The following is a 14,228-nucleotide window of genomic DNA, read 5'->3' on the forward strand; positions in this document are numbered from 1 at the left end:
TCACTGACAGGACCGTTGCTGAACTATGGCTGAAGAACAAAACCCGCCTGCTGACGAGCAGGACAAAAACAATAATGAGCGTAAGCGTCCGGGCAAAAAACCGTTAATTATCCTCGGCATTGTCGTGGTGGTGATGGTCATCGTGGCGCTGGTCTGGTGGTTTTTAACCCGTAACGAAGAGACAACTGACGACGCCTTTACCGACGGCGATGTGGTGACGATTGCCCCTAAAACGGCGGGTTATGTCACGGCGCTACATGTGCGTGATAACCAGCGCGTGAAAAAGGGCGATCTGCTGGTGGTTATCGATCCGCGTGATACCACCGCCCAGCGCGATCAGGCTCAGGCCCAGCTTGGCCTGGCTATTGCGCAGCTGCATCAGGCCCAGGCACAGCTGGCGCTCTCGAAAGTGCAATACCCCGCCCAGCGCGACGAAGCCAAAGCGCAGGTGCTGAAAGCGCAGGCAGACCTCGCCAACGCGCAGGCGGAGTATCGCCGCCAGCGCGGGGTTGATCCGCGTGCCACCACCCAACAAAGCATTGATTCCGCCAACGCCCAACTGCGTAGTGCACAGGCCGCTCTGGCAAGCGCGCAGGCCCAGCTGGAAGTGGCGGAGCAGGTACAGCTGCAAATCCGCCAGCAGGAGACCAACGTCGAAGCGCGTGAGCGCCAGGTCGATCAGGCTAAAGCGCAGCTGGAAACCGCTAACCTCAACCTCTCTTACACCGAAGTTCGCGCCCCGTTCGACGGGTTTGTCACTAAGCGCAACGTGCAGCCGGGTACGCTGGTACAGGCGGGCACGGCGCTGTTCTCGCTGGTCTCACCCAACGTCTGGGTGGTGGCCAACTTTAAAGAGTCTCAGCTTGAGCGCATGAAGCCAGGCGATAAGGTGGAGGTTTCCGTCGATGCCTGGCCAGATATGGCACTTGTAGGCCATGTCGACAGTATCCAGCAGGGCAGCGGCTCGCGTTTCTCGGCGTTCCCGTCGGAAAACGCCACCGGCAACTTTGTTAAAATTGTCCAGCGCGTGCCGGTGAAAATCGTGATTGATAAAGGGCTGGATCCGAACAAACCGCTGCCGCTGGGGCTGTCGGTGGAACCGAAGGTCACCGTGGAATGACGGATCACAGCCACGACAACTGGAAGCCCGCCAGCAATCCGTGGGCGGTGGCGATTGTCGTCACGCTGGCGGTGTTTATGGAGATCCTCGACACCACCATCGTCAACGTGGCGCTGCCGCACGTGGCGGGCTCGCTCTCGTCCAGCTATGACGAGTCCACCTGGGTATTAACCAGCTACCTGGTGGCTAACGGCATCGTCCTGCCCATCTCGGCATTTCTCAGCCGGGTGTTTGGCCGCAAGCAGTTCTTCCTGATTTGCATCGTGATGTTCACCGTCTGCTCGTTCCTGTGCGGGATCGCGACCGAGCTGTGGCAAATCATCTTGTTCCGTGTGATGCAGGGCTTTTTTGGCGGCGGCCTGCAGCCCACGCAGCAGTCGGTGCTGCTTGACTACTTTAAACCGGAAGACAGGGGTAAAGCGTTTGGTCTCTCCTCCATCGCCATTATCGTTGCGCCGGTACTCGGCCCGACGCTCGGGGGCTGGATCACTGACAACTACTCCTGGCGCTGGGTGTTCTTTATCAACATCCCGGTGGGGATAGTGACGGTGCTGGCGATCTACCAGCTGCTGGAAGATCCACCCTGGGAGAGTAAAGCCAAAGAGAAGCTGACTATCGACTGGACGGGGATCGGCCTGATCGCGCTTGGCCTCGGCTGTCTGCAGGTGATGCTCGACCGGGGCGAGGATGATGACTGGTTCTACTCGAACTTTATTCGCACCTTTGCGGTGTTAACGCTGGTCGGCATCATTGGCGCCATTTACTGGCTGATGTATGCCAAAAAACCGGTTGTTGATCTGCACTGCATGAAGGACCGCAACTTTACCATCTCCAGCCTGCTGATGGCGGGGATGGCGATGATCCTTTACGGCAGCTCGGTGGTGATCCCGCAGCTGGCGCAGCAGGATCTGGGCTATACCGCCACCTGGTCCGGGCTGGTGCTGTCGCCCGGCGCAGTGTTGATTGTATTGACCATCCCGCTGGTCCTGAAGCTGATGCCGGTGGTGCAGACGCGCTGGATCATCGCCTTTGGCTTTACCTGTCTGGCTGTGTCGTTCTTCTGGTCGCGCACGCTCACCCCGGATATCGACTTCGAAACGCTGGTGCTGTTCCGCAGCGCCCAGTCGATTGGGCTGGGGTTCCTGTTTGTCCCGCTGACCACCATTGCGTTTATTTCTATCCCGAGGCGGCTGAACGCGGATGCCGCGGCGCTGTTCACCATGTTCCGTAACGTTGCGGGCTCGATTGGCATATCGCTTTCCACGGCGGCCATCACCGAGCGCTCGCAGGCCCACAGCGCGCACCTTGCGTACCACGCCTCGCCGTTTAACGAGCAGTTCCAGCAGGCGATCCGCGAAAGCGCGCAGGCGATCCAGAACTTTACCACTCAGGTCGGCGACCCGACCGGCATTGCCACCGGGCGCATGTACCAGACCATGATTGAGCAGTCGCGCTTCCTGGCCTATATCGACGTATTCACCATTCTGAGCGTGGTGGCGCTGGTCCTGATTCCGTTTTGTTTGTTGCTCTCGCCGGTTAAGAGCGAGGGGAGTGCAGGAGCACATTGATGATACACAGACGTTTACACCCCCTGATGATAATGATGCTGCTGGCAGGTTGCGCCGTGGGGCCGGATTACCAGCCGCCTGCACCGCCTGCCGTCACGCACTGGAACGATAAAGGCGACAGCACGGTCAAATCACAAACCACCTCCGCTGCGACTAACCCGCGCTGGTGGAAAACGTTCGGCTCGCCGCAACTCGACAGTCTGATTGAACGCGCCATCGCCGGGAATTTGTCCCTGCAACAAACGGTGCTGCGCATCGCTGGTGCGCGTGAACAGATTAACCAGGCGGGCGGGGCGTTTTATCCGTCGGTCAACGGCAATCTGCAGGCGACGCGCCAGCAGCTCGGCCTGGAAGGTGAGTTGAAGTCTCATGGGGTCTACGACCAGCTTGATAACGTCGATCCGGAACTCAGGGGTGCGTTAGGACCGCTGACGCAGCCGATCAACCTCTACCAGGGCAGCTTCGACGCCCAGTGGGAGATTGACCTCTGGGGTAAAGTTCGCCGTCAGGTTGAAGCTGCTGAAGCGCAGCAGAAAGCCGCTATTGAGCAGCGTAACGACGCGCTGGTCTCCCTTGAAGCCGAAGTGGCGCGCGCCTGGCTCCAGCTGCGCGGGGCGCAGAGCATTATTGCCACGCTGAACACCCAGATTAAAAGTGCGCAGCAAACGCTGGATCTGACCGAAAGTCGCCAGCGGGGAGGGCTGTCTCCGCAGATGGACGTAGAAAATGCGCGGGCGCAACTGGGCAACCTTGAAGCACAACTGCCGCAATATCAGGCGCAGGAGCGGCAGGCGATGAACGGCCTGGCGATCCTGCTCGGCAAGCCGCCGGGGGCGTTGGATGCGGAACTACAGTCGGCCCAGCCGATGCCTGCGCTGCCGGATATCGTGCAAACGGGTATTCCATCCACGCTGGCGCGACGTCGTCCGGACGTGCGAGAAGCGGAAGCGAATCTCCATGCGGCCACAGCGCAAATTGGCGTGTCGGTGGCCGAGCTGTTCCCGAGCTTTACCCTTTCCGGGCAGTTTGGCCTGCGCAACAGCGAATCCAACTGGCTCACCGACTGGAGCAGCCACTTCTACAGTTTTGGTCCGCAGGTCTCCATTCCCATCTTCCAGGGCGGAAGACTGGTCTCCAGCGTGAAAGTGGCGCGTGCGCAACAGGGGGCGGCGGTGCTGGATTATCGCCAGACGGTACTGACTGCGCTGGGGGATGTTGAGAATGCGCTGGTGAGTTACCGCACCGATCAGCAGCGTGAAGCGGGTCTGGCAAAAACCATCGATGCGCTGCAAAACGCCTTCGATCTGGCCAGCGACAGCTACCGGCAGGGGATTGCCAGCTTTATCGACGTGCTCGACGCCCAACGGCAGCTGGCACAGGCCGAGCAGCAACGTGCCCAGGCGCAGGTGCAAAGCGCGCTCGATCTGGTGGCGCTCTATAAGGCGCTTGGCGGCGGCTGGGAGCCCTATCAGCAGGTGCAGTTACCGGATTACGCCGTCTTTGGCGATGCCCCGCGCGGATAATATTCAGAGGATTGGGCAAGAAACGGACAGGAACGCCACATTCGCGTTGGCCAGGGGGCGGGTATAACTATCAGGCACCCATCAAACGACATGTGAGGACTATCTTATGCGTTATCAAAAACTGGGCAATACCGGTCTGTTTGTTTCTGAACTGTGCCTTGGCACCATGACCTTCGGCGGTGAAGGTGGCATGTGGGGCAAGATTGGCCAGCTGCAGCAAAGTGAAGCCGAGCAGCTGGTGGGCCGTGCGCTGGATGCCGGGATCAACTTCATCGACACCGCGAACGTCTATTCCGAAGGCCGCTCGGAGGAGATCACCGGCCAGGCACTCAAGAACCTGAAAATTCAGCGCGAAAACGTGGTGGTGGCCACAAAAGTGTTTGGCGAAACGGGCACGGCGGGGGTGAACTCACGCGGCAGCTCACGCTATCACATTATCAGCAGCGTGAAAGAGAGCCTGCGCCGTATGCAGCTCGACCATATCGATCTCTACCAGCTTCACGGTTTCGACCCCGCAACGCCGATGGAAGAGATGCTTTATGCCCTGGATAACCTGGTGCAGCACGGCCACGTGCGCTACATCGGTGTCTCAAACTGGGCCGCGTGGCAGATCGCCAAAGCGCTGGGCATTTCCGAGCGACTGGGTCTGGCCCGTTTCGCGTCGCTGCAGGCCTATTACACCATCGCCGGACGTGATCTGGAGCGCGAACTGGTGCCAATGATGCAGAGCGAAGGCGTCGGGCTGATGGTCTGGAGCCCGCTGGCGGGTGGCCTGCTGAGCGGAAAATATGGCCGCGACGGGCAAAGTGAAGCCGGTGGCCGTCGTCTGGAGTTTGACTTCCCGCCGGTGGAAAAAGAGCGCGCCTTCGACTGTGTGGATGTGATGCGTACTATTGCCGAAAGCAAAGGCGTCTCCGTCGCGCAAATCGCCCTGGCGTGGCTGCTGCATCAGAAGGTGGTGACCAGCGTCATTATTGGTGCCAAACGCGTCGATCAACTGGATGACAACATCGCCGCAACGGGGATCCGTTTAAGTGAAGACGAGCTGAAACAGCTTGATGCCGTCAGCGCACTGCCGCGCGAATATCCGGGCTGGATGCTGGAGCGGCAGGGTGAATATCGTCGTAATCAGCTCGCACAGCAATAACCCTCCTTTCCCCGGTGGCGCACCGCTCACCGGGGCTTTTTTTCCCGCTCTGCTCACAAAATTCGATCCTCCTCTTTGATCGCTTTTACATCTTCGCCTATATGACTAGTCATAAAATTTAAATGACTAGTCATATAGGGAGGGACCATGAATCAATCACTGCCAGCCAACTTTTTATGGGGCAACTCGGTGTCCAGCATGCAGACGGAAGGGGCATGGAATGAGGGCGGGAAGGGGATGTCGGTGTACGACATTCGCGAAGCGGGGGAAAACATCTCCGACTGGAAAGTGGCGACCGATTCCTACCACCGCTACCGGGAAGATTTCGACCTGATGCAGGATCTGGGCATGAACTGCTACCGCTTTCAAATCTCCTGGAGCCGGGTCTGTCCGCAGGGCGACGGCGAGTTCAACGATGAGGGCATCGCCTTTTACGACCGCTTTATTAACGATCTGATCGCCCGCGGTATCGAGCCGATGATCTGCCTCTATCACTTCGATATGCCGCTGGCGCTGGCGCAGGAGTACAACGGTTTTAACGATCGTCGCGTCATGGAGGCCTTTATCCGCTATGGCAAAAAAATGATCGACTGCTTCGGCGACCGGGTGAAATACTGGCTGACCTTCAACGAGCAGAACATCTTCCATATGCCGGAAGCATTCCGCATTTCCGGCTACATGAAAGGCGAGAAAACCCTGCGCGAGCTGTACGAGTTGCAGCATCACACCATGGTGGCGCATATGACGCTGACCGAGTACCTGCATCAGACCCGGCCAGGTCAGCTGATGGGCGGTATGCTGGCGCACCAGCTGGTTTATCCGGCCACCTGCAAACCACGCGATATCTTCTGTGCCCAGCAGTATGACGAATTCCTCAACCAGAACCTGCTGCGCGTCTTTGCCGGCCAGGGCTATAGCCCGGCGGTGATGGCGGTGGTGGAGCAGGAAGGATTTGGCGATATCTACCATGCCGAGGATCTGGCCCTGTTCGCAAGAACCCAAAACGACTTTATGGCCTTCAGCTACTACGCCAGTAAAACGCTGGACAGCGATGCCATTCCGCAGGGAACCCCGGTGAACAATTACCTGCTGTACGGCGATAAAAATAACCCGTACCTGAAAGCCACCGAATGGAACTGGCAGATCGATCCGCTCGGTTTTCGCACCATCATCACCCGCTACGCCAACGACTGGCGCATGCCGGTGTTCCCGATTGAAAACGGCATTGGCGTGATTGAATCCTGGGATGGCGTGAACCCGATTGAGGATACCTACCGCATCGACTATCACCGGGCGCATATCGAGGCCATGAAAGCCGCCATATTCGAGGATGGCGCAGAAGTGATGGGCTATCTCGGCTGGGGGCTGATCGACATTCTGAGCTCCCAGGGCGACATGCGTAAGCGCTACGGCGTGGTCTATGTCAACCGTGAAAACCACGACCTTAAAGACCTGAAACGCGTGCCGAAGAAGAGCTACGCGTGGTTAAAACAGGTTATCCATACCAACGGACGCGAGATGTAAGCCGTACGCTGCCGGGCCGTTTTTGTGACTGATTGATGGGAACTATCCGCTATGTCTGAAACAAAAATCACACCGCATATGCAGTCCTTTGTCGATAAATTTGTTGAGTTCTCGGCGCGCCTGGCAAACCAGGTGCATCTTCGCTCCCTGCGCGATGCCTTCGCCACGGTGATGCCGATTTTCATCCTCGCCGGACTGGCGGTGCTGGTGAACAATGTGGTGTTCCCATGGATTTTTGACGGCGACACGCTCATGCACTTCAAGGTATGGGGCGAGGCGATCATCAATGGCACGCTGAATATCGCCGCGCTGCTGCTGGCGCCGATGATTGCCTGGTCGCTGGCGCGCAACAAGGATTTCGACAATCCGGTCTCGGCAGTGGTTATCGCTGTCAGCAGCTTTATTATCATGATGCCGATGCGTCTGCAGCTCACGCCCGTCGGCAGCGACACCACGGTGAATGTCACCCAGGTGCTGACCTTCGCCAACATTGGTTCGACCGGGATTTTCGCCGGGGTGCTGATTGGCTTGCTCTCGACGGAGCTGTTTATCGCCATCTCTCGGCTTAAGGCGCTGCAAATATCACTGGGGGAAAACGTGCCGCCGGCGGTCAGTAAATCTTTTAGCGCCCTGATCCCGACCATCCTGACGCTCTCACTGTTTGCCGTTCTGGCCGCGCTGCTGGCGAACGTATTGCATACGGATCTGATTCACCTGATCACCACCTTTATCCAGCAGCCGCTGCGGCTCATCAATACCAGCCTGCCGGGGACGATTTTTATCTACAGCTTTGGTAACTTCCTCTTCACGCTGGGTATTCATCAGTCGGTAGTCAACAGCGTGGTGCTGGAGCCGTTCCTGTTGATTAATACCAATGAGAACATGCTGGCCTTTGCCAACGGCCAGCCGATCCCGCACATCATCAACAACATCTTCGTGCCGACCTTTGGCATGGTGGGCGGTACCGGTAGCACCATTTCACTGCTGATCGCCATTTTTATCTTCTCGCGGCAACAATCGGCGAAACAGGTGGCACGTCTGTCGCTGGCGCCGGGTCTGTTCAACATCAACGAGCCGGTGATTTTCGGCCTGCCGATTGTGTTTAACCTGCCTTTAATGATCCCGTTTGTCCTGTTGCCCGCCATTGGCATTTACTTCGCCTGGCTCTGCACCACGCTGGGATTAATGTCGCGCTGCGTGGTGATGATCCCGTGGACCACGCCGCCAATTCTGAGCGCCTGGCTGGCAACGGCGGGTGACTGGCGGGCGGTGGTGGTGCAGTTGGCAATCATCGTATTTGGTGTATTCTTCTACCTGCCTTTCCTCAAAATTGCCGAGCGAGTGGCGTTGAAAAACAGCGGGATAGAACATTAAACAGAAGGAAGGACGATGGCGGCGAAGTACATCACCATAGCGCGTGAAATCAAAAAACGCATCATCAGCCAGCAGTATGCCGCCAATGAACCCCTGCCGGACCAGTTTGCGCTGGCGGCGGAGTTCAATACCAGCCGGATGACCATTCAGCAGGCCATGCGTCAGCTGATCGTTGAAGGGCTGGTATATACCCGTCAGGGGCAGGGGACGTTTATCCGCAAAAACTTCCTTCAGCTGTCGCAGTGGGATCTCTCCGGCAGCGACTACTTTGGCGCGACCAAAACCTGGGAGCATCTGGGCACGGTAACGAGCCAGGTGGTGCATTTTGAACTGCGCTTCCCGAACGAAAAAGAGCAGGCCTCGCTGATGATCAATGCCGATACGCCGGTCTATGACTTCATTCGTCTGCGTTTGCTTAATGGTGAGCCCATGTCGCTGGACGCGACCGTAATGCCGCTCAACCTGGTGCCCGGGCTGAACAAAAGCCATCTTGAAAGCTCGGTGTTTCGCTATGTGCAGGAGACGCTGGGGCTGAAAATCATGGGATCGTACCGCGTGGTGCGGGCGCTAAAGCCGAATGCGCTGGATATGCAGCATCTGGTCTGCGAGGAGAGCGACCCGGTGCTGGAGGTGGAGCAGGTGATCTATCTGGAAGATGGCACGCCGCTGGAGTATGCGCACTGTCATTATCGTTACGACCACGGCGGGATTGTGATCGTGAATAACGGATAAAAAAAGCGGGCATCGAAGCCCGCTTTTTTCGCTGTATCGCGATTAGTTCAAACGCACCGGCATACCGGAACGGTTCTGCACAGCCTGGTCAACGATAGTCGTTTCCACGTCCGGCTGAGAGGTCACGGACTGCACCGCGCTGGTCAGCGTAATCGGCACGATTTCGTTATTGTTGATCTGGTCTTCGCTGGTGGACAGCGGGTTGTGCACTTCAATGTAACGGCTGCCATCCGGCTCAGAGGTCGCTTTAACCGGTTCGTTGATGAACTGGACGCGGGTACCTACCGGCACGTTTTCGAACAGGAATTTGATGTCGTCGTTACGTAGACGCACGCAGCCGTGGCTTACGCGCAGGCCGATACCGAAGTTAGCGTTGGTACCGTGGATGGCGTACAGGCGGCCGATGTACAGGGCGTACAGACCCATTGGGTTATCCGGGCCTGCCGGAACCACGGCTGGCAGCGGTTCACCTGCCGCGATGTATTCCGCGTGCATTTTCGCCGTTGGGGTCCAGGTTGGGCCTGCTTTCTTACGTTCAACTTTGGTGGTCCAGTTCAGCGGGGTATCTTTACCCAGCTGACCGATACCGATTGGCAGCACGATTACCGTGTTAGTGCCTTTCGGGTAGTAATACAGACGCATCTCCGCGCTGTTAATCACGATACCTTCATGAACGGTATCCGGCAGGATCAGCTGCTGAGGGATGTTGAGAACGGTACCTGCTTTTGGCAGGTATGGGTCAACGCCCGGGTTCGCTTCCAGCATGTTAGACAGGCCCAGCTGGTACTGAGCTGCAAAATACTCCAGCGGCTGAGTGTTACCCTCAGGCACCGTCACCACCTGGTTTTGACCCACCAGACGGCTACCGTCTGTCGGCAGCGGATAAGTCACCGCAGAAGCGGTTTTGCAAAAACCTACTACGGCTAACGCCGCCGCAAAAAGCGTTGTTAATTTCATGTTCATGTTGTGCGAGGTATCTAAGCCATTCAGGCGTGAGTTGATAAGTCTGAATCTGTGATGGGAGCGCATTATATGTGCATTCCCGCTAACAGGGAATTCAGATGTGTACGAAATCACATTTTTTTCGATTTTGTTAAAGTTTAGCGGAGCGTCGCAACACAGGATCTCAATTCGGAATTGTGGCATAATGCCGTGTTTATCACACTTTTCGCAGGAATCTCCCCGTGTTAGTTACCAGCAACGTCACTATGCAGTTTGGCAGTAAGCCGCTGTTCGAAAACATTTCCGTCAAATTTGGCGGCGGCAACCGTTACGGCCTGATTGGTGCCAACGGTAGCGGTAAATCCACCTTTATGAAGATCCTCGGCGGTGACCTGGAGCCGACGCTCGGCAACGTGTCGCTCGATCCCAACGAGCGCATCGGTAAACTGCGTCAGGATCAGTTCGCCTTTGAAGAGTTCACCGTGCTCGACACCGTGATCATGGGGCACGCGGAGCTGTGGGAAGTGAAGCAGGAGCGCGACCGTATCTATGCGCTGGCCGAAATGAGCGAAGAAGATGGCTACAAAGTGGCCGATCTGGAGACGCAATACGGCGAAATGGACGGTTATTCTGCAGAAGCGCGTGCGGGCGAGCTGCTGCTGGGCGTGGGCATTCCGGTCGAACAGCATTACGGCCCGATGAGCGAAGTGGCACCCGGCTGGAAGCTGCGTGTGCTGCTGGCGCAGGCACTGTTCTCTAACCCGGACATTCTGCTGCTCGATGAACCGACGAACAACCTGGACATCGACACCATCCGCTGGCTGGAGCAGACGCTCAACGACCGTGACAGCACCATGATCATCATCTCGCACGACCGTCACTTCCTGAACATGGTGTGTACGCACATGGCGGATCTGGATTACGGTGAGCTGCGTGTTTACCCGGGCAACTACGACGAATACATGACGGCGGCCACCCAGGCGCGTGAACGTCTGCTGGCGGATAACGCCAAGAAGAAAGCGCAGATTGCGGACCTGCAGTCCTTCGTCAGTCGCTTTAGCGCCAACGCCTCTAAATCCCGTCAGGCAACATCGCGTGCTCGCCAGATTGACAAAATCAAACTGGAAGAGGTTAAAGCTTCCAGCCGTCAGAACCCGTTCATCCGTTTCGAGCAGGACAAGAAACTGTTCCGTAACGCGCTGGAAGTGGAAGCCCTTACCAAAGGTTTTGATGAAGGCCCGCTGTTTAAAAACTTCAACCTGCTGCTGGAAGTGGGCGAGAAGATCGCCATTCTGGGTGCCAACGGCGTGGGTAAATCCACCATGCTGAAAACCCTGGTCGGCGAACTGCAGCCGGACAACGGGAGCGTAAAATGGTCCGAAAACGCGCAAATTGGTTATTACGCGCAGGATCATGAATATGAATTTGAAAACGACCTGACCGTCTTCGACTGGATGAGCCAGTGGAAGCAGGAAGGCGACGATGAGCAGGCGGTGCGCAGTATTCTGGGGCGTCTGCTGTTCAGCCAGGACGACATCAAGAAGCCTGCTAAAGTGCTCTCCGGTGGAGAGAAGGGCCGTATGCTGTTCGGCAAGCTGATGATGGAAAAACCGAACATTCTGGTGATGGACGAACCGACCAACCACCTGGATATGGAATCTATCGAATCGCTGAACATGGCGCTGGAGATGTACCAGGGCACCCTGATCTTCGTCTCTCACGACCGTGAGTTCGTCAGCTCGCTGGCGACCCGCGTGATTGAAATTACGCCAGAGCGCGTGGTGGACTTCACCGGTAACTATGAAGATTATCTGCGCAGCAAAGGTATCGAGAACTAAAAAAAAAGCCGGGTGGCGGCTTCGCCTTACCCGGCCTACGTTCTGTTCCCTCTCCCTGTGGGAGAGGGTTAGGGTGAGGGCATCAGGCCGCACTACATCACCCACTCACTCCCTTCAATCCCATTCACCAGCAGCCTGCGTTTTTCCCCCGCCGGTAATGACACCTTCAGTGCTTTCCACGCCGGACGATAATCTCCGTGCGCAGTGATCTTCAAATTGATGGTTGCCCCATCGCACACCATTTCCCACTCTACCCACAGCGCATTGCCGTTCTGATAGCCCCAGCTTTCACCGTCATCTTCAAACAGCAGACCGGTGCTGGTGCCCACGCCTTTGACAGGGAACAGCTTCAGCTCGCGGGTGTCGTCTTTTTCCGCGCTGACGTGAGTGATGCGTTCGCTGAGCGGCAGACCGGCACCGGTGCGCACCAGCAGCGGCAGTTTTTCCAGCGGTGCATCCAGAGCGATCCACTGCCCGCCCGCGTACCACGCGTGGGTGTAAAAATCGTACCAGCCGGTTTCGTTATCCGGCAGCCAGAGACGGCGCTCGCGCTGTCCGGCCTCCACCACGCTTGCCACCAGCAGGTCCCGGCCCAGCAGGAACTCGTCGCACTCTTCAAAGGTCTGCGCATCGTGTTCGTGGTCGAGGAAGGTTGGGCGCAGCATCGGTTCGTCATCGGCATGCGCCTGCCAGAGCAGGGTGTAGAGATACGGCAGCAGACGATAGCGCAGCTCAATAGCACCGCGAATAGCGGGGGTGACGCCCGGATACATCCACGGCTCGTTCACCGTGTGGTCATCGTTCCACGAGTGAATGGTAAAGCGCGGGTGCATCACGCCGTTCTGCACCCAGCGGACAAACAGTTCGGCGTCGGGTTTGTCGCCAGAAAAACCGCCCACGTCATGGCCAACGTTAAACAGCCCGGACAGGCTCATACCCAGTCCCATGCGGATGTTATAGCGTAGGGTGTCCCAGTTGGTGCGGTTATCGCCGCTCCAGGTCTGAACGTAACGTTGCATCCCGGCGCAGCCGGAACGGGAGATCAGATACGGGCGCTTTTCCGGGGCAAACCGCTGCTGCGCTTCCAGCGAGGCGCGCATCATCAGCAGCGGCATCACCGGGCGGATGTGTTTGATAGCGATCTCCTTGCCAAAACCATGGCAGCGCGCTTCGCCATCCCACACTTCGTACTCGTTGTTATCGTTCCAGGTGGAGTCGATCCCCATCTCCAGCAGCTGCGTGGTGACTCCTTCCTGCCACCATTTCACCGTCTGCGGGTTGGTAAAGTCGAGGTGGGAACCTTCGTCATCCCAGAAGCTGGAGCGTTCTGGTGCGTCGGTTTCTGAATCACGAATGAACAGGCCGTTTTCCGCCACTTCGCTATAGCGCGGGTGGTCCTGCAGCAGGCACGGCTTGATGTTTGCCGCCAGCCGCAGCCCCGCATCGTGGAATGCTTGGGTCATCACCTTCGGTTGCGGCACTTTGTCGTAGTTCCAGTTAAAGACATAGCGCTTGCCGTTGATTGAGGTATAACCCGATGAGAGCTGGAACGAGTCGCACGGGATCGCATGCTCTTCGCACAGGCGAATAAAATTCATCAGTTGATTCTGCGCGTCCGGCGCGTCGGTGTAATGCATGGTCGACCCGCTGTAGCCCAGGCTCCATTTCGGCCCGAACAGCGTTTTCCCGGTCAGGCGCACAAAGGCTTTGGTGACGTCCAGCACCCGTTTGCCGGTAAAGAGGTAGTAATCGATATCACCCGCTTCCGCCTGCCAGCGACGGTAGGCGGTGTGGTAGTTATCAATTTCGTTGCCCAGATCCAGCCAGCAGCTGCTCAGGTTGTCGTAGAACAGGCCGTAACTCACGTCATCGCGGCGGGTAAGGGTAAACGGGATGTGTTTGTACAGCGGGTCGGTGCTGGCCGCGTTGTAGCCCATGGCGTCGAGGTTGCGCATCTCGAAGCGCTTACCGTTGCGCTGCAGGTCGCCCGCTTTCTCACCCAGGCCGTAAAAACGCTCGTCCTTGCGACGGCTCAGGTAGTGTGCCACCCCGTCGCCGTGAGCGTTCAGCAGATAGGCGCTGGTCGGACGGTCATTGACCAGCGGCTGCCACTCACCGGTGTCATTGCGATAGTGCCACTCCAGCCACAGCGGCTGATGAACGGTCACACGCAGCTGTTCTGTGGCAATTGTCAGCCCCTCATCCTGCTGGCTTAGCGTCCAGGCAGGGCAGGTGAAGCCGCTCAGATCGTCGCGACGACGGCCTTCCCACGGCACATCTTCTTCCGGGGCGATGCTCCAGGTGCGGTCCAGCGCCAGCTCACCTTTACGTTTGATCAGTACGCGGAACAGGTTCTCTTCCAGCACATACAGGCACAGGCGGTGCTGGTTATCCACCAGCAGTTCCAGATGGTTGGCCGATTGCTTATCGACGGTCCAGTTTTTCAGGGTTTTCATATGC

Annotated in this window: 10 protein-coding genes; 8 read left to right on the plus strand and 2 right to left on the minus strand. The window is 57.5% G+C overall.

The genetic code is table 11. The annotated features are described in order from the left end of the window. The first annotated feature begins 25 nt into the window (after positions 1–25). The 7 genes from ACQG2G_RS06740 to ACQG2G_RS06770 all read left to right on the plus strand — a co-directional run bounded on the left by ACQG2G_RS06740 (position 26) and on the right by ACQG2G_RS06770 (position 8,988). Positions 26–1,120, plus strand: coding sequence for an HlyD family secretion protein (locus tag ACQG2G_RS06740; protein ID WP_348595925.1), 1,095 nt, complete (start codon positions 26–28; stop codon positions 1,118–1,120). Then, positions 1,117–2,688 carry a DHA2 family efflux MFS transporter permease subunit gene (locus tag ACQG2G_RS06745; RefSeq protein ID WP_029882858.1) on the plus strand — a complete coding sequence of 524 codons (1,572 nt, stop codon included), beginning with the start codon at positions 1,117–1,119 and terminating at the stop codon, positions 2,686–2,688. The genes ACQG2G_RS06740 and ACQG2G_RS06745 overlap by 4 nt, the downstream gene beginning before the upstream one ends. Further along, entirely contained in the window at positions 2,688–4,211 is a 1,524-nt protein-coding gene (locus ACQG2G_RS06750; protein WP_038984969.1) for an efflux transporter outer membrane subunit, read from the plus strand. Before ACQG2G_RS06745 ends, ACQG2G_RS06750 begins: the two co-directional genes overlap by 1 nt. Positions 4,212–4,317: 106 nt before the next feature. Continuing rightward, positions 4,318–5,358 carry an aldo/keto reductase gene (locus ACQG2G_RS06755; protein ID WP_094085262.1) on the plus strand — a complete coding sequence of 347 codons (1,041 nt, stop codon included), beginning with the start codon at positions 4,318–4,320 and terminating at the stop codon, positions 5,356–5,358. A 147-nt stretch (positions 5,359–5,505) separates the two neighbouring features. Beyond that, positions 5,506–6,882, plus strand: coding sequence for a glycoside hydrolase family 1 protein (locus ACQG2G_RS06760; RefSeq protein ID WP_094085263.1), 1,377 nt, complete (start codon positions 5,506–5,508; stop codon positions 6,880–6,882). Positions 6,883–6,933: 51 nt separating this feature from the next. Next, a complete protein-coding gene (locus ACQG2G_RS06765) occupies positions 6,934–8,256 on the plus strand; it encodes a PTS sugar transporter subunit IIC (protein ID WP_094085264.1) in 1,323 nt (440 codons plus the stop codon). Between the two features lie 15 nt (positions 8,257–8,271). Continuing rightward, positions 8,272–8,988, plus strand: a complete 717-nt coding sequence (locus tag ACQG2G_RS06770; RefSeq protein WP_013097449.1) for a GntR family transcriptional regulator — start codon at positions 8,272–8,274, stop codon at positions 8,986–8,988. 42 nt (positions 8,989–9,030) lie between these two features. On the opposite strand, the gene ldtB is transcribed toward ACQG2G_RS06770, so the two are convergent. Then, entirely contained in the window at positions 9,031–9,951 is a 921-nt protein-coding gene (gene ldtB / locus ACQG2G_RS06775; protein ID WP_020689864.1) for a L,D-transpeptidase, read from the minus strand. 221 nt (positions 9,952–10,172) lie between these two features. On the opposite strand from ldtB, the gene ACQG2G_RS06780 reads away from it, so the two are divergent. Next, positions 10,173–11,768 carry an ABC-F family ATPase gene (locus tag ACQG2G_RS06780; RefSeq protein ID WP_013097447.1) on the plus strand — a complete coding sequence of 532 codons (1,596 nt, stop codon included), beginning with the start codon at positions 10,173–10,175 and terminating at the stop codon, positions 11,766–11,768. A 92-nt stretch (positions 11,769–11,860) separates the two neighbouring features. On the opposite strand, the gene ACQG2G_RS06785 is transcribed toward ACQG2G_RS06780, so the two are convergent. Continuing rightward, a complete protein-coding gene (locus tag ACQG2G_RS06785) occupies positions 11,861–14,224 on the minus strand; it encodes a glycoside hydrolase family 31 protein (RefSeq protein ID WP_348595924.1) in 2,364 nt (787 codons plus the stop codon). Positions 14,225–14,228: the final 4 nt, after the last annotated feature.

The organism is Enterobacter cloacae complex sp. 382A5 (assembly GCF_050031095.1).
Lineage (GTDB): Bacteria > Pseudomonadota > Gammaproteobacteria > Enterobacterales > Enterobacteriaceae > Enterobacter > Enterobacter cloacae.